This window comes from Moraxella atlantae NBRC 14588, assembly GCF_001591265.1.
GTDB lineage: Bacteria > Pseudomonadota > Gammaproteobacteria > Pseudomonadales > Moraxellaceae > Faucicola > Faucicola atlantae.
Window position 1 is genome coordinate 114,064 of the sequence record NZ_BCUL01000003.1, and the last position, 22,762, is coordinate 136,825.

Sequence of the window (22,762 nt, forward strand, 5' to 3'; positions counted from 1 at the left end):
ATTGTTTGCTGATGTGCTGGATAAAACCGTAAAAAAAGTCAAAACCGATGACGAAACGGATGACTTAGATGCCATGACAGAGGCTGACCCCGTGCCTGCACGGGTGAACGTAGGCAACGCACTGCGCATCACTGTCTTAGGTGGTGGTAGCTTTGGCACCGCTATGGCAAACTTGGCAGCCAAAAATGGCGCGCAGGTCACGCTGTGGGTACGCGATAAACGCAGCGTACGGGCTATGCAAAAAACTCGTATCAACAAAAAATATTTGCCCGACTTTGTCCTTGATGATGGCCTGGCATTTAGCCATGATTTGGCTAGCGCGGTGCAAAATTGTGACATCGTATTTGTTGCCGTGCCCAGTGGCGCGTTTCGCGAAACCATCCAAAAAATCGCGCCCTTAATCAGCGCGCAAACTGTGGTGTCTTTGACCAAGGGCATCGAAAAAGACACCTTTGCGCTGATGAGCGACATCATTCGCGAGGAGCTGCCCAACGTGGCATTTGGCGTGATGAGTGGCCCAAACCTTGCCAAAGAAATCATGAATAATATGCCGTCAGCAACCGTCATCGCCAGCGAATCAGAAGCTCTGCGCCATGCCGTACAGCACGTGCTGCACAGCGCATTTTTTCGTGTGTTTGCCAGTGATGATGTCATTGGGGTTGAACTTGGCGGCGCGCTCAAAAATATTTATGCCATTGCCATGGGCATGGCGACAGCGTATGACATTGGCGAGAACACCAAAGCCATGCTATTGACACGCGCACTGGCGGAGATGAGCCGCTTTGGCGTACAAATGGGGGCGAATCCCTTGACGTTTTTGGGGTTATCGGGCGTGGGTGATTTGTACGCCACGTGCTCCTCAACGCTAAGCCGTAATTACCAAATCGGTAGCATGCTTGGCAAAGGCATGAGCCTTGAGCAGGCGGTCAAAAAACTCGGACAAACTGCCGAGGGTATCAACACCATCGCGCAGGTCAATGACAAGGCTAAAAAATCTGGCATTTATATGCCAATCACCCATGCGTTGTATGATATCATCTATCAAGGGCAGGCACCGCTTACCGTCGCGCTTAATTTGATGGAAGCAGGGTTTCGCAGTGATGTTGAATTTGTCATGCCGCATCAAGCCGCACCTATCCCTCGTTTTTAAGATAAAAATTACGCATTGCAAATCATTGGTTAAAAAAATACATAGGTCAGTTATGCAGATCATTTTGTTAAGACACGGTGACGCAGGCGCGTATACCCAGCCAGACAGTGAGCGCAATTTATCCGATTTAGGGCGCGCCCAAGCGCAGCAAACCGCCGACTGGCTAGCGCAACACTACCAGCCAACGCTGTTTATACACAGCCCCTACAATCGTGCCGCGCAAACGTGCGAGATTTTGCACCGCGCATTGACAAATGCTAAAGACGTGCCTGTGTGGGTCAATGGCGACATCACGCCCGATGATGACGCCAAACAGGCGGTAGACTCATTAGCCGCGCAGCTTGAGCACGTTGATAACCTTGATGAGGCGTGTGTAGTGGTGGTATTTCATATGAATATTATTGCCAATGTGGCAGCGATTTTGACAGGTAATGAACCAAACGGCTTTAGCCTTGCTGAAGCGCGTGTGTTGCATACCGAAGTATTTGCGCCCGAGCTTGCCGAAGTGATCACGCGCTTTGTACCACAAGTTTAACGTGCTGCACGTTTGAATTAATCAGCTAGGAATGATGAGGCAGTGATACACGTTTGGCAACCCAACCTAAATGCGCCATTGCGCGTTTGGCAGGACACCACACAGACTTGGCAGGCGGTCGAAGGCTGGCAAGAAGTCGGCGCGTTGGCAGCATTACAAGATAACAAAAATCGTGGCAAGTCCGTGTGCTTGTATTTTGCTAGCGTGTATTTGTTGCAACTAGCGGTCGATCTCAACGCACAGCAATTAAAAACCTTGGGCGAAAATGGACGGCGTTATTTATTTGAAGACAGTAGCATCGGCGGTGTGGATGATCTCATCATCAAAAGCCGCCCCCTTGCCCGCCCTGCCGACAAAGCCACGTCTGCCCCCAGCAAACCAGATACCAACGATATCGACGCGCAAGCATCCACCGCACAAACCCTGCTGTACGCACTGCACGATGCCGACCGTGAGGCTTGGATGGCGGCGGCGTCTTTGGCAGATATTCAGATCACCGCGTTATTGCCTGATTTTGTCTTATTGCCATCTGTGCCTAACACCAGTGGTGCAGCCGACGCGGCAGTTTGGTATCAAGATGCTGATACCCAACTTTTGACGTATACCCTGCCCCATGATGTGTTGCCAACAGGTATTGCGGTCAGTCACTTGCCGTTAGCCTTAGCCAAACTCAATCCAAAACTGCTGTACGTTTGCGGTACGCCTGATCAAGTTACGCTCAGTGGGCTTGATCTTACCAATCAGCCATTGGCAGAATTACCGCGTCCTGTGGCAGCACCATTGCGCCACGCGCTAAATTTTGCCCAAGCCACGCGTGAACATGGATTATCGGCGTATGGCAAAACTATTGCCGCGTTGGCGGTGCTGGCATTGATCAGCAGCTTAACATTTGATGGTATGCGCTTGTGGTATTATCAAAAAGCGCAAAAGCGCGCGCAAGCCATGCTAACCACGCAATACCGTGATTGGTTTCCCAATGAGCGCCTCAATCCGCGCTTATCGGTGCAGCGACAACTGTCGGGCAAACTAATCGACACACAGGCTGCGTCGTCTGCAGGTGTCCTCGGTGTATTAAGCAGCATCACACCTATTTTACAACAAAATCAACTGGTCGCTGAGCAGTTAAGCTACCAAAATAACCACATTGAGCTGTTGTTGAACGCGCCTACCATGGATAACGTCAATCGTGCGGTGGCGGCATTATCGGCGCAAGGGATCAAAGCCAAACTTGGCAATGCCAGCAACGCGCCTGTATTTGTGCCCAATGATCTGCCAAGCAATCCGCCAAACGCCAATGCGCCCAACACGCGCGCAACGCTTGAGATTCAGCTGTGACCTATCCTTTATTTTGGTTTCATTTGCCTTATGCCCGCCATGCCCTCTAAGTTTTCGTTTCGCCCCTCGTTTGCCTCATTCAATCCACTGGGTGCCACATTGCAGCGCACCACTGCACCGCTGCGCCAACGCTACAGCCAGCTGGCACCGCGTGATCAAATCGCCTTGGCGGTGCTAACGGTTTTTTTATTGGTTTTGGCAATTGGTTTGGGCGGCTGGACGCTACACCAACGCGCTGATGCACGCGAGGCGGCATACAATGCCACACTCAACGATGTATTTTGGTTGCGCAGCCAAGCAGGCAATATCAACGCCAACCAAAGCAGCGCACAAGACCCACAAACAGCGGTGCAAGAGGTACTATCGGGCGCAGGCATTGATGGACAAATCGCAGCGAATGCTGATGGGGTCGAGGTGGCATTTAGTCATGCCCAAGCATCCGTGATCAACAATGTGCTCAATCAGTTGGTGCAGCGCGGACTTGTGATTGAGCGTTTGCAAATCAGCCAAACCGCGCCCGATGGGTTGCGTGTACAAGCCTTGTTTAAGCAAGGGCATTGACTTCCTCCCCTCCCTAAAGTGAGGGGATTGCTACTGCTAGCCGGTCAGGCCCGACCGCAAGAATATTCTTACTAGCAATAAAGTCGCGATTAACGCTGTACCCACTGGCGGATTTTTTCGCGTTCTGCAGGCGTGGCTTTCAGCCATAAGTTCATGAACTGATCGAGCGTGTCCATATTTACATTGGCGTTCACATTTGTGCTGGTGGTGGCAGTGGCATTGCTTGTTACCGCAACACCATTGGTCGCCGCTGGGTTTGCTTGGGGGGCTAGCGCAGGAATGCTACTGCCCGATTTGCCTTCTAGCGCGTTGATGGTTTGTTGATTGGACTCGACCGCGTTGCTATGCCCACCAAAAATTCCGCCCAATGCCGAGCCTAGACCGCTAAAAATGCCGCCATCGCTGCTGCCTTGCGCCTGTTGGCTGGCAATGGTTTGGCTGTTACTATCCACTAAGGCAAGTGTTGGTTTTTTGGCGTAGTCTTTGGCACGTCTATAGGCTTCAGGCTGATTTGCCATCACCAATGTGTACGTACGGTTGTCTTGCAGCTCAACGGGGATGCTGATGTTATCCGAGCGCAAAATATCATGCTCATCACCGCGTAGATCATACAGACGCTGGTATTTGGCAGTGATCACATGCTGACCAGGTTCTAGCGTAAATGTGCGCACAGGGTCGCGAAACATACTGGTTTTGACCTCTTGCCCGTTGATTGCAGTGACCACAACATTGTCACCCACGTTGAGAGTAACTTGGGCGAACGCAGGTATGCTGGTTGCTGCCACTGCGGCTAAGGCGACGGGCGCAAGCGCACGCAAGGTGTTTAGCACGGTTTTGACGCTCATAAAACTTCCTTTATATCAGATAAATCGGGCTGATTGGGTTGAATAAAACTTGGTTTACGGGTGTAATTGATTGTTTAAACACGTAAAATTGTTATTGTTGTCAAACAGCTAAATCTTATTTAAAAATCTAACCAATCTTGCTGCCTGTCGCTGGCAAGCGTATCATCATCGGATGTCAAATCGCGCAATTCATCTAGCAACGTACGTTCATCAATCAGCTTGATTGCCGCTTGCACTTTGGCTTTGGTGACATGCGCGCGCTCAAGGTTGGTAAACATCGGCTGCACAGCGGTCAATACCTCAAGCATCGCTCCAATGCGCTTTGGGCCTTCATCAAGCAGATAATCAGTAATGCGCGGGTCAAATTGCCAGTTGCGCCGCTTGAGCACCGCCTGTAAAATCAGCGCGCGGTCACTGCGGTCACTGCCTGTTGGTAATGCCACCAACAGCGACTTTGCCAAGCGCGATTTTAAATCTTGTAGACCAAAATCAAGCTGTCCGAATGGCTTGCGACTGGCAAACGCCAACAGCACTTGCGCATCTTGGCTGCGTTCACGGCTACGGTTGATCAGATGAAAAATCGCCTCTTGCCAACCTGCATGCCCCTCGATCGCGTCAATATCATCAATGGCAATCATGTCCATATGTTCAAGCCCACCCACCACTTGTGGATCAAGCCCGACCAGCTCACGCATGGACAGATAAATCACCGAACTGCCCAACTCGCGGAATGACTCCCCAATCGCTGCCAACAGATGGGACTTGCCCGTATCTGCCTCACCTTGCAAATACAGCTGATTGACCAAGCCGACATGCGCTTGCCGTACCGCATCAATGACAGTCAGCCACCCAGGCCCAGCAAAATCGCTCAAACTTGCGTCTTGCTTGATGTATAAGTCTAGGCTAAGCTGGCGCTGCGTCATTGATGGTGATTGTCCTTTACCAAACGCATGATTTAAACATTTTTATGATGGACAGGGCGTTGGCAATTTGCGGTTATTATACCAATTTTGGCAAGCAAAGATAGCATGGCTAGGCGTGGGTGTGCAAATTTTTGTCACATACAGTCGCTAGATATTTTACAGCATATCAGAATTTGCCCCCACTTTATTGCTCCAGCTTGTCAATGAGCCCATCTTGCCAGTGCCAACAAACTTGCGTATGATACGTCTAACATTTTGACAAATAAACCATTATGCGATCTGATTTGCCACACAAGTTTTTAGCTTCCCAATGTTTGGGTATATTGACCGTCGCGCTTGCTGCTTTGGTAGGCTGTGATCGCTTGCCTGCGCCCAATCCTGCCAACAACAGCGCATCTAACGTTACGCATATTACGCGCGATACCACGCCAACCGCGAGCACAACCGCTGCACCTGCGCCACAAGACGGCGATGTCATCGTTGCCGATATGCCTGCCACAATGCCGCCTGCGGTGGTGGGTCTAAAAAAAGCCGACTTTCCTGTGTATTTGGCAGGTGTGCCTAGCTTGCTACACCCCATCGTGCCGTCTGTACCTGCCCAAAGCGCGTATCCTAACGCCAAACGCGGCGATGCCACGCCTGTCAATTATTTTCAGCAAACCGCGCCTTATACTTTTAGCGTGAATGTTTATAATTTGGTGTTTGAAAATATCAAAACTCGCAGTGCTAAGCGGTTGTTTGTACAGGACAATTATTTGATCAAATCGGTATTTTATCCGTATGTTGATTTGGCAAAAACCCCCAACGACGCGCCTGCTAATGCTGCAACTGCAGATAGCACCATGACGCCGACCGATAAAAAACTACTCGGGCATTTTATTTATGAAGTTAAAGAGCTGCCTGATGACAATGACAGCAAAACCAATATCGATGACCAGCTGTCGCTGTATATGAGCGATGATACGGGCAATCACTTGACCAAGCTACACCCGATTAACCAGTATGTCAAAACCACGTATTGGTTGCCTGAGGTTGAGCGGTTTTACTTCACCACCCAAGCCGACACCAACGGCGATGGGCTAATTAATGAAAATGATCACATTTATAACTATGTCATTGATTTTGCTACCACACGTGACGCGGTCAATGGCTACCGTGCACCCACGGTCGTAGCGTACAACTACAATCCTTGACATATGACACACTCCTCCGCCAAACCTAGCGTCTAAATTTAGCGTCTAAACCTAGCGGCCGTGGTGGAGAATCTTTGCGACCCATAGCCGCTCAATCAAGGTTGGGTTGCTACCTTTCACCAGTACACTTACACTGATAAGTGTTGCACTAGAAAAACGCTTTACGCCGTAGAGAATGACGCACGATCAGCTAAATTGTCAATAAAAAAAATCCCGTCATGGTGACGAGATTTTTGTTAGTCGGCTACTGGCAAATTGGCAATTACAATTTGCTGGTCAATTCTGGCAATACAGTGAAGATATCGCCTTCTAAGAAATAATCCGCCACTTGTGCGATGGGTGCTTCGGGGTCGTTGTTGATTGCCACGATGACTTTAGAGTCTTTCATCCCTGCTAAGTGCTGAATTGCGCCTGAGATACCTGCCGCGATATACAAGCTTGGCGCAACGATTTTACCAGTTTGTCCAACTTGCAGATCGTTTGGTACATAGCCTGCATCGACAGCTGCACGTGATGCGCCCATTGCCGCGCCCAATTTATCTACCAATGGCTCAAGGTATTTGGTAAAGTTTTCACCGCTACCCAGCGCACGTCCACCCGATACCACGATCTCGGCAGAGGTCAATTCTGGGCGATCAGATTTTGCCAACTCTTCGCCAACAAAGCTTGATTTGCCTACATCGCCGCCTGCGCTGATTTCTTCAATTTGTGCCGAACCACCTTGCGCTGCTGCCGCGTCAAACGCTGTGGCGCGCACGGTGATGACTTTTTTGGCTTCAGTGTCTTTGACAGTGGCGATGGCGTTACCTGCATAAATTGGACGCTCAAAGGTTTCGGCATCAATCACCGCGGTGATGTCTGATACCATATTGACATCTAGCAGGGCTGCCACGCGTGGCATGAAGTTTTTGCCTGTGGTCGTAGCAGGTGCAATGATATGGCTATAATCCCCTGCCAATGATACAACCAATGCAGCAACGTTTTCGGCAAGTTGATTTTCAAACGCGGGTTTTGAGGCGCACAACACGCGGCTGACACCTGCCACTTGGCTGGCTTGCTGGGCAACGTCTTGGCAACCGCTGCCTGCCACCAATACTGTGATATCACCGCCGATTTTACTTGCGGCGGTAACCGCGCTTAGTGTGGCTTTTTTTAGCTCTTTATTGTCGTGCTCGGCATAGACTAAAATGCTCATGTTGAAATCCTTTTTAAGTGTCAAATCTTCAAATAATGGGTCAATAGTTAGCGATTTGTTGCTAATTAGATCACCTTGGCTTCATTTTTTAGCTTGTCAATCAACTCATCCACTGAATTGACTTTTACGCCTGCTTGACGCTCGGCAGGTGGGGTGACTTTAACCACTTGGATATTCGCGTCAGTGCTCACGCCATAATCGGCAGGTGTTTTTTCATCCAATGGTTTTTTCTTGGCCTTCATGATGTTTGGTAGCTTGATAAAGCGTGGCGCATTCAAGCGCAAGTCCGTGGTAATCACTGCAGGCAACGGCAAGTCAACGGTTTGTAAGCCGCCATCAATCTCACGGGTAACGGTTGCTTTGCCATTGGCAATTTGTACTTTAGAAGCAAATGTTGCTTGCCCCACGTCTAGCAATGCCGCCAACATTTGACCTGTTTGGTTGTTGTCGTCATCGATGGCTTGTTTACCCAAAATCACCACGTCGGCATTTTCTTGCTCAGTAATGGCTTTTAGGATTTTTGCCACTTGTAGGGGACGTACGGTGTCGTTGGTTTCGACCAAAATACCACGGTCTGCACCCATTGCTAGCGCGCTGCGGATTTGCTCTTGCGCTTCTTTGGGCCCGATTGATACCACCACGATTTCGCTAATCACGCCTGCTTCTTGCAAGCGCACCGCTTCTTCAACGGCGATTTCGTCAAATGGGTTCATGGACATTTTGACGTTGGTTAGCTCAACACCTGATTGGTCAGCTTTGACACGAACTTTAACGTTATAATCCACAACACGCTTCACGGCGACTAATGCTTTCATAGCTTCCTCTTGCTTTTGCCTAACTTATGATTAAAAAAACCAAACTTACACAAGGTTTTTGGTGATTAAATAAAACATTTACGCACGCATGCCTTGATTTTACACAAGTTACTTGCTGATGTACAAGTTGAACGTACGTTTAGATTGCCCATCACGCGCACTAGGCTTATTTTATGTGTCCTTTTGTATGGCATAAAATAAGCGTGTCGCCACACCATCTTACCTGTGGCAGCGCGAGGTGGACTGATCGGTAAAATAACTCAGCCGCCTTATGTTGCGCTAACTGACACGACAAATCAAGGCTTGACGGTGAATTATAAGTCATGGTTTTGTTAAAGTTTTGCAGGTTTCATGCCGTAAAATAACTTGACAAGCGCATTTTATGGTTCAATCAGTGGTGATTTGGGCATAATTTATCCACTGCAATCAAGCAGTTTGAGGATTAGCAGTTTGAAGATTAGCAGTTTCGGGCAAAAATTCACCCAACACACGGTTTAAAAATAAAAACCCTGTGTCGGTGCAGCGAATGCGTGCGCGGTCATCAGCCATCAAGCCTTGCGCGATCAAACGCGCCAGTGTCGGTGCGATGGTATCAAACGCCAATCCTGTACGCGCTTGCCACAAATCACGCGGTACGCCGTTTTTGAGGCGCAAGGCATTGAGCATAAATTCAAACGCCAGTGCGTTCTCGTCAATGCGCTGCCAACCAACCTTGCCTTGGGTACCGTGTGGCGTCAGATAGTCTTTGGGCAGACGGGTTTTACTGAAGCGAAAAATACCGTCAGGTGTGGTGATTTTGGCATGTGCACCTGCCCCAATCGCCAAATAATCACCAAATTGCCAGTAATTGAGGTTGTGGCGGCATTGTTGGTCTGATGTTTGCGCCCATGCCGACACTTCATACTGCATCAGACCATGGGCTTGCAACAACACCGCACCCTGCTCGCCAATCTCGTCTAATGCGTCATCATCGGGCAAGGTTGGCGGTGTGCGATAAAACACGGTGTTGGGCTCGATGGTTAGCTGATACCATGATATATGCGGCACACGCAAATCAAAAGCTTGCTGCAAATCCGCCAACGCATCGGCAAGCGTCTGCTGCGGCAAGCCGTGCATAAGGTCAATATTTAAACGGCTAAATCCAGCATCTTGGGCGGCTTTGACGGCGGCTATTGCTTGCACACGGCTATGAATGCGCCCCAAAGCTTGCAGCTTGTCGGAGGCAAAACTTTGCACCCCCAACGATAGCCGATTGATACCTAAATTTAGATACTCAGCAAACGGCGCGTGCTCAACGGTAGCAGGGTTGGCTTCTAGCGTGATTTCGCAGTCATCGCTGAGCCGCAGCCGCTTGGCAATGCCGTCAAACAGCCGCGCGTAGGCAGCAATGGGCATCAAAGATGGCGTGCCACCGCCAATAAAAATCGAGCTAACCACACGCCCCTGCACCCATGGCAACTGGCTGTCCAGATCCTGCAGCAGCGCGTCGGCATACGCGGCAAAGTCCGCCTGACCATTTAGGGTATGTGAGTTAAAATCGCAATACGGGCATTTTTTGACGCACCACGGCACATGAATGTACAACGCCAGTGGTACGTTGGCAGATTGTAACACCACAGGATTTAAAATGCTAGAATGAGGTGAGGTCGTATTCGGCACAGCAGCAATGTCCTAGGTTGCATTTGCATCACGCAGCGCGCGCAATTGTTTAAGACTTAAATAGCCGATGTGTTGGTCATCGTGCGGCAAGGTGGCTTGCTGTTCAGGCGTAAGCTTGCGGATATGCAGGCGATAGTTAGGCGCGAGCAAATCCTGCACGTTATGAATATTATCAACATCGAGCGTCAATTGATTATCCACATGACTGGTCGCCACGCCGCTGATAGTAGGACTGGGATTGATAAAACTGTAGTCGTGATAAAACGCGCTGGTTTTGGCTTGCGCGATGGCACGGGCGCGGCTATCTGCTACAATCAGCAGCTTGTGGTGATATTCCTCAAACTGATTGGGCAAATATCCGCCTAAATTGATAAAAAATAGCTGTGGCGCAGACGGCCGACTGGGTGCGCTGACTTGTCGGTCTTGGCGGCTTACGGCTTCGCAAACCAACGCCACGCTATAATCGCCCACACGTGTGACCGCGCGCCACGCATCGATATGCCATTTGCCGCGCACCTCACGCCACGCAGCATTGACGGCAGGCAGCACATCGCCCAATGTTTTGGCAGCCACAAACATCACGTCATGCTGCTCAATCAGCCGACCTGGTGGCGTTGCGCCAATTTTTAGCATCAACAGCTGCATGGCAAACTTGTGTTAGTGCTGGTTTTGGCGCGGTTCAAAGGCGTGCATGACCTCAGGCAGCTTAGCTGTTGCCGCGTCCAACGCCCCTGCCACCACGCGCTGACTCAATGCTTGGGTAGCAGCTTGCGCTGATTGCGCCAAGCCAAGTTTTTCGGCAAATGTCGGTTTGCGGCGTGAGTGAATGGCATACACTTGCTGGCTTGCCATTTTATCCAACAAATAGCTGTCAGAGGTTTGCAATTCATCGACCAAATTGCGTGCCAATGCGTCCTCACCATACCAGTGCTCACCCGTGGCGACTTTGGCAACCTCTAACTGCGGGCGAAAATTACGCACAAAATCTTGAAACAGCTTGTGGGTTTGCTCAAGTTCTTGTTGGAATTTTTCTTTGTCTTCGGCATCATTTTTGCCAAACACGGTCACGGTGCGTTTGTACTTGCCTGCAGTGAATACATCAACATCGATATCATGTTTTTGCAAAAAGTCATGAAAATTTGGCACCTGTGCGACCACACCAATCGAGCCGACCACCGCAAACGGCGCAGCAATAATGTTATCAGCAACACACGCCATCATATAGCCACCACTGGCGGCAATTTTATCGACACAAACCGTCAAGGTCAGCCCAGCGTCTTTGATACGCACCAACTGTGCCGCTGCCAAGCCATAGCTGTGCACCAAACCGCCTGCCGACTCAAGGCGCAACACCACCTCGTCGCCTGCTTCAGCCACGGTCAATAACGCGCTGATCTCCTCGCGCAGTTGTTGCACGGCGGTGGCTTTGATATCACCATTAAAATCGAGCACAAACACCTTGTGCTGCGCTTTGCCGCGTTTGGGCAAATCAGTCAGCGCGCGCTTGAGCAGTTTTTTAAAACTTGGTTTGTCGCCAGTTTCTAGCATCAGCTGCTGCTTGCGTTGGTTTTTGATTTTGTTTAAGTGGGTGACTTTGATGTCAAGCGGATTTTTGCTGTTTTGAAATAGCATAATGATAACCTAATGGTTGTTTGACACAACTTGTTTTAAAAAAGGGGTGAATTCAACCTGCTTTGGTGGGCGCAGGTGGGGCAAATTTCAATATATCAGCTAAAATATCAGCTAAATCTTATGCTGGTCTTTGCTGGCACACGCAACGTCTTGTGAAACATTTTACGACCAAACATTGAGAAATCGCCACAAAAACGGCATAATAAGCGTTTGCATGATTTTTGCCAAATCGGGTGGTTTTATATTTGTGTATTTTTATTCATGTATATTGAATCGACACAAAAACCGCTTTGCCAATAGTGATTGGATCGTATCAGATTTTAATTGGGCAATTTCTTTACTTGGGCAAATTTTGGCTAAATTTTTATTGAAAAAACAGTGAGATAGCGTTGTATGATGCGGACACAGTATTGCGGGCTTGTTGATGAACAGCTGATTGACCAAACCATCACCATCTGCGGTTGGGTGCACCGTCGCCGCGACCATGGCGGGGTGATTTTTTTGGATATGCGCGACCGTGAGGGCTTGTTGCAAGTCGTGGTAGACCCCGATACGCCCGAAGCATTCACCACCGCCGATGCTGCGCGTCCTGAATACGTGCTTGCCATCACAGGGCGTGTGCGCCGCCGCTATGCCGGCACCGAAAACCCCAACATGACCAGTGGACAAGTCGAGCTACTTGCCAAACACATCGACACCATCGCGACTGCGGATACACCACCGTTTCCACTTAATGACGAATTCACCAATGTGTCTGAGGAATTGCGCCTTAAATACCGTTTTTTGGATATGCGCCGCCCCGAGATGCAAGAGCGCATGAAATTTCGCGCCAAAGCAACTTCAACCATCCGCCGTTACCTTGATGATCACGGCTTTTTGGACGTTGAAACACCGATTTTGACCCGTGCAACGCCTGAAGGGGCGCGCGATTATTTGGTGCCAAGCCGTGTGTCAAATGGTGAGTTTTACGCCCTACCTCAGTCGCCACAGTTATTTAAGCAGTTATTGATGGTAGCAGGGTTTGACCGTTATTATCAAATTGCCAAGTGTTTCCGTGATGAGGATTTACGCGCTGATCGTCAGCCAGAATTTACCCAAATTGATATCGAAACTTCATTTATGAGTGATGAAGATATCATGAATTTGGCAGAAGGCTTGATTAAAGACTTGTTTAAAACCATGCTGAACGTGGAATTTGGCGATTTTCCGCGCATGACGTATGCCGATGCCATGCGTGATTACGCCTCAGATAAGCCTGATTTGCGTATTCCGCTTAAACTGGTTGATGTGGCTGACATCATGCAAAGCGTCGAATTTAAAGTCTTTGCTGCCCCTGCCAATGACCCCAAAGGGCGTGTGGTCGCGCTGCGGATTCCTAACGGTGCAGAAATCACCCGTAAGCAAATCGATGAGTACACCAAGTTTGTTGGCATCTATGGTGCCAAAGGGTTGGCTTATATCAAGGTCAATGATACCAGCAAAATCAACAATGGTGTTGAGCAAGAATCGGGCTTACAATCACCAATTATCAAAAACATGACCGATGCGGTGTTGGTTGAGCTTATCAAACGTACCGACGCACAAAACGGCGATTTGATTTTTTTTGGCGCGGATAAAGCCAAAGTCGTCAATGACGCGATGGGTGCATTGCGCGTCAAAATCGGGCATGATTTAAACCTTGCCACGTGCGAATGGGCTCCGCTGTGGGTCGTTGATTTCCCGATGTTTGAAGAAACTGACGATGGCAAATGGACATCGGTTCACCATCCGTTTACCCGCCCTAAAGGCACGGTCGAGGAGATGAAAACCAGCCCCGAAACCGCGCTGTCTATCGCCTATGACATGGTGCTAAACGGTACCGAAATTGGCGGCGGCTCGCTGCGTATCAACACGCTTGATATGCAAAAAGCGGTATTTGAAGCACTGGGCATTGATGAAGCTGAGGCTGAAGAAAAATTTAGCTTCTTGCTCAACGCCCTAAAATACGGTGCGCCGCCACACGGTGGTTTAGCATTCGGGCTTGATCGTTTGATCATGCTGATGGTGGGCGCAAGCTCAATCCGTGACGTGATTGCCTTCCCAAAAACCAAAACCGCAGAATGTCCTTTGACCGACGCGCCTGCGCCTGTCGATGCCAAGCAACTGCGCGAATTGGGCATTCGTCTGCGCGAAAAAGACAAGCCCACCTCATAAGCCAAGCGTTTTGCTAGACTTAAACCCTGTCAAACCGCTAAGCGTTGCCTTGCGTCATGTGCCGCTAACTGCGTTAAACGGCATGGCACGCACGGCAAGCTGGGCTATCAATGATATCAGTCAGCTCACCATCAAGCGCGTGATTGGCTACAATCTTGCGCTTGCCTACCCTCATCTGTCGGCGCAAGCACGGCAACAGCTTGCTGAGCAAACGCTAACTAATCAATACCTCAATGCGGCGGCTGCGCTTAAAAGCTGGGTCATGCCACCTGATTGGTCAGTTCGGCAAATCCGCGCCGTGCACGGGCAGCAGGTGCTTACTGACGCGCTGGCAAGCGGCAGTGGAGTGCTTGCCATCGTGCCACATTTGGGCTGTTGGGAGATGATGAACGCGTGGCTTAATCAGTTCGCCGCGCCGACCATCATGTACAAACCGACAAACAGCGCGACTGTGGATGCGCTGATGCTACAAGGACGTGAACGCGTGCGGGCAACACTGGTACCGACCGATGCCCGTGGCGTCAAAGCCGTGCTACAAACCTTAAAACAAGGTGGCTTTAGCATTGTACTGCCCGATCACGTGCCCGAGCCCAGCAGCGGCGCAGTAGTACCATTTTTTGGCGTGCCAACACTGACAGGTACATTGACCACCAAGCTTGCCGCGCGTACGGGCTGCCGATTGGTAGGATTATCGTGTTTACGTGGTGCTGATGGCAACGGCTTTGCGGTGTATTGCGATGCTTTGACAGACACAGATTTGTGGGCACGCGATGCTGCCCGTTCAACCGCCGCGCTCAATCGCGCCATTGAAGCCATGATCGCACGCGACCCTGCGCAGTACGTTTGGGGGTATCGGCGTTTTAAAGGTGTGCCAAATTTTAAAGGCATTTATCGCAAAGACTGGCAAACCGTGCAGCGTGCGGTGGCGCAGTTTCATGGCGTGACGGCGATTCTACCGCCCAATCCGCGTATGGTGTAACGCCAAATCAAAGCTATTTTGAAAATCAAAACCAGCTTATGCAGGTGCACCCAAATGCCCAGCGACCCCTTGTTCCGCAATCTTGGCGTTTAAACGCTCTAAGCGCGCCAGTGTACCAACATCGACCCAGTCTTGCGTCAGTAATTCACCCGTGACCTTGCCATCTTGCATCGCGGTCTTAAGCAATGGCGCAAGCGATTGTGTCGCACCGATCGGCACGCTTGCCAGCAAACGCGGTGCAAGTACGCTAATGCCTGCAAACGTGTGTTTGGGCGCACCTTCTGCCAACACGCGCCCGTCTTGTAAGGCAAAATCGCCATTCGGGTTGTGCGTTGCTTGGTCAGTCAGTAGCAAATGTGCAAGATTGTCTTGTAAATCGTGTTGTAGCAGCTGGCTAAAATCCAATGGTGTCCACACATCGCCATTGACCAATAAAAATGGCTCATCTGCCAGTTTGCCTGTGGCTAAAGCTTGGCGAATACCGCCTGCGGTTTCAAGCGGTTCATCGGGCTCAATCGACCAATGTATCTGTATACCAAAGTCTTGCCCATCACCCAAAGCCGATAGCAGTGCGTCCGCTAGCCACGACACATTGATGGCAACGTCTGTCACCCCTGCTTGCTTAAGCGCGCGCAAATGCCATACAATCAGCGGCTGACCGCCAACGCTGACCAATGGCTTCGGGGTGGTCAAGGTCAAAGGGCGCAAGCGCGTGCCTTTGCCTGCTGATAAAATCATGGCTTGGCGAATCATAGTGGTAATGTTAGCCTTATTGTTTACGATTGTTTAGGGTTGTGACTGGCAAAGCGTTTGCCTAAACGCGGGCACCACGGCGGTATTAAGCCAGTGATCAAATTTGGCAAACACACCGCCTTGTGAACTGGCAAGCCAGCGCGTTTCAATCAGAGTATCTTGCAACACGCGCGGCAAGTTTGCCAAATACCGCGCTTTGCCGTCGCGCTGATATAGGCGCACAAAAATACCCAAAATCTTGAGATGACGCTGTAGCCCCATCATCATGGTGTCAAGCTCAAACTGTGATTTGGTCAAATGTGGCAGTTGCGGCTGCACCAAGGCAAAAAATTCATTCAACCACACATCGGTTTGCGCTGCACTCCAATCAACATATGCATCGCGCAGCAAAGACACGATGTCATAGCTGTACGCGCCCACCACCGCATCTTGAAAATCAATCACACCCAAATCCTGCGGTAAGATCATCAAATTACGGCTATGAAAATCTCGGTGCACCACCACTTGCGGCTGCGCGCTGACTTGGGCAATGATAGCATCTTGCAAGGCTTGCCAGTGTGCTGAACTAAAACGCGTGTCGTCAAACGCCACGCCAATATATGGCAAGAACCATTCGCTAAACAACAGCATCTCTCGACGTAACAACGTGTCGTCATAATCAGGTACGATGGCACGCGCTTGCGCCACAGCAATTTGCTGTAACTGGCAAATCACTTGCATCGCCTCACGGTAACGCTGCGCGGTGGGCGCATCTGCCGTGCCACCCTCACTGTGAATGACATCGGCAAAGTCTGTTCCGCCAAAATCCTCAAGCACGATAAAGCCTTGTGCCTCGTCTACAGCAATCAATGTGGGCACATGCACCGCACCTGTCATCAATTCATCCACAGCAACAAATTGGCTGACGCTTTCTTTGTCGGGCGGTGCGTCCATGACAATATAGCGTTGTTCGCCTGTTGGCGTGTGCACGCTAAGCCGATGATAACGCCGAAAACTGGCATCGCCTGCCAGTGCTGCCGTGCTAAACGCCGCGCCATCAAACACCTGCGTGAGCCATTGCGCCATTGTTTCGGCACGTGCTGTCTGTGTGTCATCCATTTGTGTTACCGCTGTTTGTCGCTGTGATCAAAATTTGCTAGTCGCCAAAGTTGGTGCTAGCAAAAAACGCTATGCTACCGAAAAACACCGCGCGCGACAAGGGCAAATCAACACGGAAAAATGCTATGCTACTGTTTTTCTCAAGTTAAAATCATATCTAAAAAACCGCACCGCCAACAACATAATTAAAACAAAGATAGCGCAACCTTCACGGTAATGTTATGATACAGCCATTTTTTCTAGCAATGATTTTTAGGCTCAATAAAGCCCGATTGATTTGCCGCCTTGCTAGGATGGCTGTATAAATAAACTGTTACATGCTATCCGTTTTGGCGGATTTGTGAGGCGTTGCCACGTATGCCAGTTGTGCACCATTTATCACCATTAACCCAAGCCACGCGACGCGTGTACCATGCAGATCACCGCCACACGCACTTATACCGACTGTTTGCCGTATGGCTGATGATGGGTGTACCAATGTGCAGTTGGGCGCAGGTGGCAGATGACAGCACGGCAAATCGTCAGTCGTCGGTCAATGCGACCAATCACGACACCACTGCCCAAAGTGATGGGTCAGATATAGTCACTGAGCCTGTGCCTACCCTCAGCACGCCACCCAGCCCAACCCCACTACCTGCCAGCGATCTAGACAACGCGACCTCTGCCACGCCTAACGCTGACACGGTCACACGCACGGACAAACAGCAAGCCAGCCTTGCGCGTTTGGCAACGTTTTATACACGTGACGCACAAGCTTCCGATCAAGCCGCCAATCAAACTACTGACACGCAAGACCGCGCAGCCACAACCACCGCACAAAACCTCACGGCTACCCCTGCCGCCACCGCCGACACGGCGCGCGACAACCAGCCAACTGCGCCGATGTGCTATGGACGCTGGGTTTATCCTGATGCCAGTGTGACCAATTTTAGCAATACCAATGGCAACAGCAATTTGACTAACCTTGCGCCCAATCAACTTGCCGCGCAGGCTGATTATGGCTACTATGATAACGCCGACTACGCCGAATTGTCGGGCAATGTCCATATTCAGCAAGGGCAGCAGCAAATCAACGCCGATAAAATCGCCGTGTATTTATCAGAAGGTATTGCCGCCGCACAAGGCAATGTCATGCTAATTGATGGCAACGATGCAGCCAGCACGACAAGCACCGAGGTCAGCTCGACCACGCGCCATCAAGCCCGACCCAAGACAGGCGGTTTAATCACTGTTGCCGACCAGCTGGCATATGATATCAACAGCACGCAAGCCACCGCGCATGATGTTGCCTTTGCCAGTGTGCCGCTACAAGCGCATGGCTATGCCAAACTGTTAAACCGCATTGATAACAACCGTTACCAAATCGATGACGCGATGTTTACCACCTGTGACCCTGCCAACCCAACGTGGCGGATTCACGCGCAGCAAATCGATGTCGATACCACCAGCGGACGTGGGCAAGCCTATAACGCGACTTTACGCATCAAAAACACGCCCGTGTTGTACTTGCCATATTTTAATTTTCCGATTGACAGCCGCCGCACCAGTGGTTTTTTGATACCACGGGCAGGTTTTAGCAGCGATGGCGGCTTGCAGGTGCAAGCACCGTACTACTTTAACCTTGCGCCCAATTATGACGCGACTTTGACACCGCGTATTTATAGCAACCGCAACCCCATGCTGTCGGGCGAATTTCGCTATTTAACCAACAATTTTGGTGCAGGCAATATCACAGGCTCGTACTTGCCCAATGACCGCGAATTTGACCACCAAGACCGCAAAAACTTGCTATTTAAGCACCAGTGGCAGTCACAAGACAACCCAACGCTATCGGCAGAAGCGATTTATCAGTATGTGTCGGATTCAGCGTATCTAGATGACTTTGACACATTAGGCAGCCAAACCACCCAGCTGAATCTACCGCGGCGTATTCAGGCAAATTATTACAATGATTATCTGACTGCATTGGCAAAATTTGAGACGTTTCAAACCCTTGATAACAATTTGACGCGTGACCAAGCGATTTTGGACAAAGACAAGCCGTATTATCGCTTGCCGCAGTTGTCGCTGCATTATCGTGTGCCTAGCCGTTATGTGCCATGGGGTGATTGGCTACAAGTAAGCGGCACCAGTGATTTTGCGTATTTTAAACGCCCGATTCAAGATGGCTCTGCGCCCGAACGCAGCGGCGGCAGGCTGTACAACAAACTCACCGCATCGCATTCGTTCGTGCGCGATTGGGGCTATGTCACACCAAGCGTTAGCCTACAACATCTGTACACACAATACGATGAGGAAAGCACGCTGGCAAATGATTTAGACCGCAACAACCGCAGCCAGTCGGTGTTTGTGCCAGAGCTGAGCATTGATAGCGGTTTGATGTTTTATAAGGCAGGTAGCCCGACCGCAAAACTTGGCACAGACGGCTATCAGCTGCTTAGTCCGCGCCTAAAATACGTTTACGCGCCATATCGCGACCAAAGCGATGTGCCGAATTTTAACACGCGCTTAGCATCGCTCAACTTTCCACAACTGTATGAAAACACGTGGTTTTTGGGTTATGATCGCCTAGCCGATAACAACCATCTGACGCCGTCATTAAATTATCGCTATATTGACGGGCAAGGCTTGACGCGACTCGATGCCAGCATCGGGCAGCAATTTTATTTTGGTGATATCCGCGTGCATCTCAATGACAGCAACGAGCCAATCCACCTTAATACCAGTGGCACGGTGGTGCAGTTAAGTGCCCAACCGCGCAACAAACTGTGGCTTGACCTAGACGGTGCGGTGACCGATGGCGGCGATCTGGGTTATATCAACACGCAGGTACGTTATCAGCCATCTGCCGCCAACCTGTATAATGTCGGCTATATCAAGCGCAATGCCAATCCGCTTGGGCAGCGTGATTTGTCCGCCGTGACCGCGTCAGTGGTGATGCCATTGACGTTTAAAGGTTTTGCTGAAAACTGGCGGTTTTTGGGCGCGGTGCAGTACGATGAAGAGCGTAGCCAATGGAGTGACGTGTTGGCAGGCGTGACGTATGACAGCTGCTGCTATGGCTTTTCGGTGTATGGGCGACGCTATTATGATGAACTTGATGACAGCCGCAAACCCAAACGCGCGATTATGGCAGAGCTGAGTCTGACGGGCATTTCAAACCGTCGGCAAGGACGGCTGGCGAGTCTGATGCGTGAACGTGTGGTGGGATTTGACCCCAATCGGGATTTTTAATGGCCAGCTTGGCTGATCTGACTGCGTTTTGGCAACCGCCCGTGTTTTAAAAATCTACCGAATTTTTACATTTAGGCAAGTTTTTCGGTTTATACTAAAAAAATTTTTGACAGTTTTGTTTTATCGGTGCAGCTTTCATACAAGGATAGCCATCCATGCGTAACCCCGTTTTTTCTTTTTCTACCACAACCACGCCTGTGGCTGACCGTGCGCGCCGCTTGTCGGTACTTGTCGCTGCCATGCTTGTGCAAACGCTCAGCCTAAGCGCGCATGCCGCCACCGCAGATATCAGCAACACCCCCATGGCTGCGCCAAATGCTGCTACCACGCGCGCGCCTGCGGTTAGTGTGCAAAAACGCACGCTAGATCGTGTGGTTGCTGTGGTCAATGATACGCCGATTTTGCAAAGTCAGCTGGATACAGCGATGGCAGAAGCTCAACAGATGCTTGCCGCGCAAAACCGTCGCCTTACGCCCGAGCAGCTGCGCCGCCAAGTGCTTGACCAACTGATTTTGCAGCAAATTCAGTTGGATATCATCAAACGCCAAGGCATTCGTGTTGATGATAGCCGCGTCAATGCAGCGCTGTTAAATCTTGCCAAGCAGCAAGGCATTGATTCATTGGCACAATTGCAGCAACAGCTTGACCGCGAGCAAGCAGGCAGTTATCAAGCGTTGCGCCAACAGGTCAGCCAAGAACTTGCTATGCAAACGTTACAGCAGCAACAAGTTGCGCGGCGGATTAAAATCAGCGACCAAGATGTGGATATGTTTTTAGCATCGCCCGAAAGCCGCGCGCTTGACCAAGTTGAGTATCGTACCTTGCACGTATTGGTGCCCTACCCCGAGACAGGCAAAGCGCCGACCAGTGCCGAGCAACGTCAAGCCCTACAAGTGGCGGACAAGATCGCCGACGCGCTCAAAGCGGATCATGCCGATGTCAATGCGGTGGTTGCCGACGCGCAAGCAGGCTATCCTGCCGAAATCCAAGGCGGTGACATGGGTTTTCACCGTGCAGGCGAGTTACCGCGCGATTTGTCACGTGATATCACCGCGTTGCGTGTTGGACAAGTCACCGCCCCCCTACCCACCACACGCGGGCTCAATGTCATCAAGCTGGTTGAAAAACAAGGCAATGACCAACAAATCATTGACCAATGGCAGGTACGCCATATCCTCATTAGCCCATCGGTGACGATGACCAACGAGCTTGCCAAGCAGCAAATTGAATCACTGTACCAACAGCTGCGCCAAGGTGCGGATTTTGCTACCCTTGCCGCAACGTATTCTAAAGACCCTGGCAGCGCGAACAATGGCGGCTCATTGGGTTGGGTTGGTGAAGGTGAGATGGTGCCACAGTTTGAACAAGTGATGAAAAATACCGAAGTCAATGATTTTTCAACACCGTTTGCAACACAATACGGCTGGCATATTCTTAAAGTTGAAGGCAAGCGGCAACACGACGTGACTGATATCTATCGCCGCAACAAGGCGCGTGAGACCCTTTATCAGCGCCTTGCCCCACAAGCGTTAGAAGATTGGTTGCAAGAACTACGCGCGCAAGCGTATGTCAAAATCATGCCCGAGGCGCAAACCACCAACTAAGTCAGCCACCAAATAGCGGTGTTCATTCGGCCTTAAATAATGGCAATCAGTGTTGCCATGCGCCCTGTTGCTGCCAGACCTTGCTGGGTTTGGCGGCGATAAGAATAAAACCGTGTATCAGCAAAGCTATCTAGCCTGCTGATATTCACCTGCGTAATACCGCAAGCTGCAAGCTGTGCTTGGGCAAGGTATGCCAAATCAGCCCAATAATGCCCATGCTTGTGGGGATTTGGGCGCAAATAATTATCGATACTGTCAGATGGTTGCACTGTCGCTGCCAATGCATCGCGCACGCGGTGATCAACTTCATAATGCTTAGCAGCGATACACGCGCCAATCCACGCCTGCCACTGACTGGTATCAGCATCGGACTGTGCTTGTGTCATGGCGTGCACAGTGCTAGCAATCACATTTTTGGCTAAGCCTTGCCACCCTGCATGGATCGCGCCAATCTGTGACCCATCGGCATTTGTCAGCACGATGGGCACACAATCGGCAGTCATAATGGCAAGCGCGGTCTTGGGTAAAGCGGTGAATTGCGCGTCGGCATCGGGTGCGGTGGTGCTGAGTGTAGCGTTTATTTGCACCACGTTTGCACCGTGAACTTGATTGAGCCAGCTGATACGATTGATGCCTGCTTGCGTATTTAGTGTATTTAATAAGCGCGTGCGGTGATGGTGCACGCTTGTCGGCTCGTCTTTGACGTGTAAGCCTACGTTGTTGCTGCCATAAGGGTGGGTCATGCTGCCGACGGTGGTTTGGATGACCCACACGCGCTGCCCGTTGGCAAAGGCTGGTTGAGCTAGGGTTAAATAATCGGGCTGAAGATTTGACACCGTTTTTTCCTTTTTTTAAATTAAGCAAAAAATTCTTTAAGTTTATAAATATTTTATGCCGTTTTAAAATTTATTTTAAATAAATAGTTTGTTCAAATAAACTTATTACATATTGGGCATGATTGGCTTGCTTTTATTCGGTGCAATTTTCATGGCTACGCGTGCTGATTGGTGGTAGCAAGCCATCAATCGTTCTTTGGTATTTAGCAGGCTTGTAACTTT

The 22,762-nt window shown here is 50.3% G+C and carries 19 protein-coding genes; 9 read left to right on the forward strand and 10 right to left on the reverse strand.

From position 1 onward, the window contains the following. Window positions 1–73 precede the first annotated feature (73 nt). From MA2_RS03300 to MA2_RS03315, 4 genes are read left to right on the forward strand one after another with little or no spacing between them, the layout of a single operon-like run. On the forward strand, window positions 74–1,150 hold the full coding sequence (locus tag MA2_RS03300) for an NAD(P)H-dependent glycerol-3-phosphate dehydrogenase (RefSeq protein WP_079352134.1): 1,077 nt from the start codon (window positions 74–76) through the stop codon (window positions 1,148–1,150). 52 nt (window positions 1,151–1,202) lie between these two features. Next, a complete protein-coding gene (sixA, locus tag MA2_RS03305) occupies window positions 1,203–1,685 on the forward strand; it encodes a phosphohistidine phosphatase SixA (RefSeq protein WP_067056495.1) in 483 nt (160 codons plus the stop codon). 42 nt (window positions 1,686–1,727) lie between these two features. After that, window positions 1,728–3,020 (forward strand): type II secretion system protein L, encoded by a 1,293-nt coding sequence (locus tag MA2_RS03310; RefSeq protein WP_067056497.1) that lies wholly within the window; start codon window positions 1,728–1,730, stop codon window positions 3,018–3,020. 30 nt (window positions 3,021–3,050) lie between these two features. Further along, window positions 3,051–3,581 (forward strand): type II secretion system protein M, encoded by a 531-nt coding sequence (locus MA2_RS03315; RefSeq protein WP_245945309.1) that lies wholly within the window; start codon window positions 3,051–3,053, stop codon window positions 3,579–3,581. A gap of 89 nt (window positions 3,582–3,670) precedes the next feature. Here MA2_RS03315 and MA2_RS03320 read toward each other — a convergent pair whose 3' ends face one another. Next, window positions 3,671–4,426 carry a DUF2057 domain-containing protein gene (locus MA2_RS03320; RefSeq protein WP_067056500.1) on the reverse strand — a complete coding sequence of 252 codons (756 nt, stop codon included), beginning with the start codon at window positions 4,424–4,426 and terminating at the stop codon, window positions 3,671–3,673. A 119-nt stretch (window positions 4,427–4,545) separates the two neighbouring features. Continuing rightward, window positions 4,546–5,349 carry a DnaA ATPase domain-containing protein gene (locus MA2_RS03325; protein ID WP_067056503.1) on the reverse strand — a complete coding sequence of 268 codons (804 nt, stop codon included), beginning with the start codon at window positions 5,347–5,349 and terminating at the stop codon, window positions 4,546–4,548. A 314-nt stretch (window positions 5,350–5,663) separates the two neighbouring features. Here MA2_RS03325 and MA2_RS03330 point away from each other — a divergent pair, with 314 nt between their 5' ends. Then, window positions 5,664–6,542, forward strand: a complete 879-nt coding sequence (locus MA2_RS03330) for a hypothetical protein (RefSeq protein WP_143821809.1) — start codon at window positions 5,664–5,666, stop codon at window positions 6,540–6,542. Window positions 6,543–6,804: 262 nt separating this feature from the next. Here the strand turns inward: MA2_RS03330 and MA2_RS03335 are convergent, their stop codons facing one another. From MA2_RS03335 to sohB, 5 genes are all read right to left on the reverse strand, one after another. Further along, the gene (locus MA2_RS03335; protein ID WP_067056509.1) at window positions 6,805–7,737 is read right to left on the reverse strand and encodes an electron transfer flavoprotein subunit alpha/FixB family protein; all 933 of its coding nucleotides are present in this window, start codon (window positions 7,735–7,737) and stop codon (window positions 6,805–6,807) included. A gap of 65 nt (window positions 7,738–7,802) precedes the next feature. Next, complete coding sequence (locus MA2_RS03340; RefSeq protein ID WP_067056512.1) at window positions 7,803–8,552, reverse strand: electron transfer flavoprotein subunit beta/FixA family protein; 750 nt, start codon at window positions 8,550–8,552, stop codon at window positions 7,803–7,805. Window positions 8,553–8,978: 426 nt separating this feature from the next. After that, window positions 8,979–10,211 (reverse strand): radical SAM family heme chaperone HemW, encoded by a 1,233-nt coding sequence (hemW, locus tag MA2_RS03345; protein WP_245945308.1) that lies wholly within the window; start codon window positions 10,209–10,211, stop codon window positions 8,979–8,981. Window positions 10,212–10,223: 12 nt separating this feature from the next. Then, window positions 10,224–10,844, reverse strand: a complete 621-nt coding sequence (locus MA2_RS03350; protein WP_158080600.1) for a DUF1543 domain-containing protein — start codon at window positions 10,842–10,844, stop codon at window positions 10,224–10,226. A 24-nt stretch (window positions 10,845–10,868) separates the two neighbouring features. After that, window positions 10,869–11,843 carry a protease SohB gene (sohB, locus tag MA2_RS03355; protein ID WP_067056522.1) on the reverse strand — a complete coding sequence of 325 codons (975 nt, stop codon included), beginning with the start codon at window positions 11,841–11,843 and terminating at the stop codon, window positions 10,869–10,871. 393 nt (window positions 11,844–12,236) lie between these two features. Between sohB and aspS the strand changes: the two genes are divergently transcribed. Continuing rightward, window positions 12,237–14,036, forward strand: coding sequence for an aspartate--tRNA ligase (gene aspS, locus MA2_RS03360; protein ID WP_172459189.1), 1,800 nt, complete (start codon window positions 12,237–12,239; stop codon window positions 14,034–14,036). A 10-nt stretch (window positions 14,037–14,046) separates the two neighbouring features. Further along, window positions 14,047–15,015 carry a lysophospholipid acyltransferase family protein gene (locus MA2_RS03365; protein WP_255246906.1) on the forward strand — a complete coding sequence of 323 codons (969 nt, stop codon included), beginning with the start codon at window positions 14,047–14,049 and terminating at the stop codon, window positions 15,013–15,015. Between the two features lie 36 nt (window positions 15,016–15,051). Here MA2_RS03365 and murU read toward each other — a convergent pair whose 3' ends face one another. Next, the gene (murU, locus tag MA2_RS03370; RefSeq protein ID WP_067056525.1) at window positions 15,052–15,768 is read right to left on the reverse strand and encodes an N-acetylmuramate alpha-1-phosphate uridylyltransferase MurU; all 717 of its coding nucleotides are present in this window, start codon (window positions 15,766–15,768) and stop codon (window positions 15,052–15,054) included. 33 nt (window positions 15,769–15,801) lie between these two features. After that, on the reverse strand, window positions 15,802–16,866 hold the full coding sequence (locus tag MA2_RS03375; protein WP_067056528.1) for an aminoglycoside phosphotransferase family protein: 1,065 nt from the start codon (window positions 16,864–16,866) through the stop codon (window positions 15,802–15,804). Between the two features lie 357 nt (window positions 16,867–17,223). Between MA2_RS03375 and MA2_RS03380 the strand changes: the two genes are divergently transcribed. Continuing rightward, window positions 17,224–20,100: an LPS-assembly protein LptD gene (locus MA2_RS03380; RefSeq protein WP_067056531.1), complete on the forward strand. Its 2,877-nt coding sequence runs from the start codon at window positions 17,224–17,226 to the stop codon at window positions 20,098–20,100. A 155-nt stretch (window positions 20,101–20,255) separates the two neighbouring features. Continuing rightward, window positions 20,256–21,704: a peptidylprolyl isomerase gene (locus MA2_RS03385; RefSeq protein ID WP_079352116.1), complete on the forward strand. Its 1,449-nt coding sequence runs from the start codon at window positions 20,256–20,258 to the stop codon at window positions 21,702–21,704. Between the two features lie 32 nt (window positions 21,705–21,736). Here MA2_RS03385 and pgeF read toward each other — a convergent pair whose 3' ends face one another. Continuing rightward, window positions 21,737–22,540: a peptidoglycan editing factor PgeF gene (gene pgeF / locus MA2_RS03390; protein ID WP_115254033.1), complete on the reverse strand. Its 804-nt coding sequence runs from the start codon at window positions 22,538–22,540 to the stop codon at window positions 21,737–21,739. Window positions 22,541–22,762 lie beyond the last annotated feature (222 nt).

Coding starts and splice junctions, on each gene's coding strand:
- MA2_RS03300 (WP_079352134.1), top strand. CDS start 74: ATGACAGAGGCTGACCCCGTGCCTGCACGGGTGAACGTAGGCAACGCA.
- sixA (WP_067056495.1), top strand. CDS start 1,203: ATGCAGATCATTTTGTTAAGACACGGTGACGCAGGCGCGTATACCCAG.
- MA2_RS03315 (WP_245945309.1), top strand. CDS start 3,051: ATGCCCGCCATGCCCTCTAAGTTTTCGTTTCGCCCCTCGTTTGCCTCA.
- MA2_RS03320 (WP_067056500.1), bottom strand. CDS start 4,426: ATGAGCGTCAAAACCGTGCTAAACACCTTGCGTGCGCTTGCGCCCGTC.
- MA2_RS03325 (WP_067056503.1), bottom strand. CDS start 5,349: ATGACGCAGCGCCAGCTTAGCCTAGACTTATACATCAAGCAAGACGCA.
- MA2_RS03335 (WP_067056509.1), bottom strand. CDS start 7,737: ATGAGCATTTTAGTCTATGCCGAGCACGACAATAAAGAGCTAAAAAAA.
- MA2_RS03340 (WP_067056512.1), bottom strand. CDS start 8,552: ATGAAAGCATTAGTCGCCGTGAAGCGTGTTGTGGATTATAACGTTAAA.
- MA2_RS03350 (WP_158080600.1), bottom strand. CDS start 10,844: ATGCTAAAAATTGGCGCAACGCCACCAGGTCGGCTGATTGAGCAGCAT.
- sohB (WP_067056522.1), bottom strand. CDS start 11,843: ATGCTATTTCAAAACAGCAAAAATCCGCTTGACATCAAAGTCACCCAC.
- aspS (WP_172459189.1), top strand. CDS start 12,237: ATGATGCGGACACAGTATTGCGGGCTTGTTGATGAACAGCTGATTGAC.
- murU (WP_067056525.1), bottom strand. CDS start 15,768: ATGATTCGCCAAGCCATGATTTTATCAGCAGGCAAAGGCACGCGCTTG.
- MA2_RS03375 (WP_067056528.1), bottom strand. CDS start 16,866: ATGGATGACACACAGACAGCACGTGCCGAAACAATGGCGCAATGGCTC.
- MA2_RS03380 (WP_067056531.1), top strand. CDS start 17,224: ATGCCAGTTGTGCACCATTTATCACCATTAACCCAAGCCACGCGACGC.
- MA2_RS03385 (WP_079352116.1), top strand. CDS start 20,256: ATGCGTAACCCCGTTTTTTCTTTTTCTACCACAACCACGCCTGTGGCT.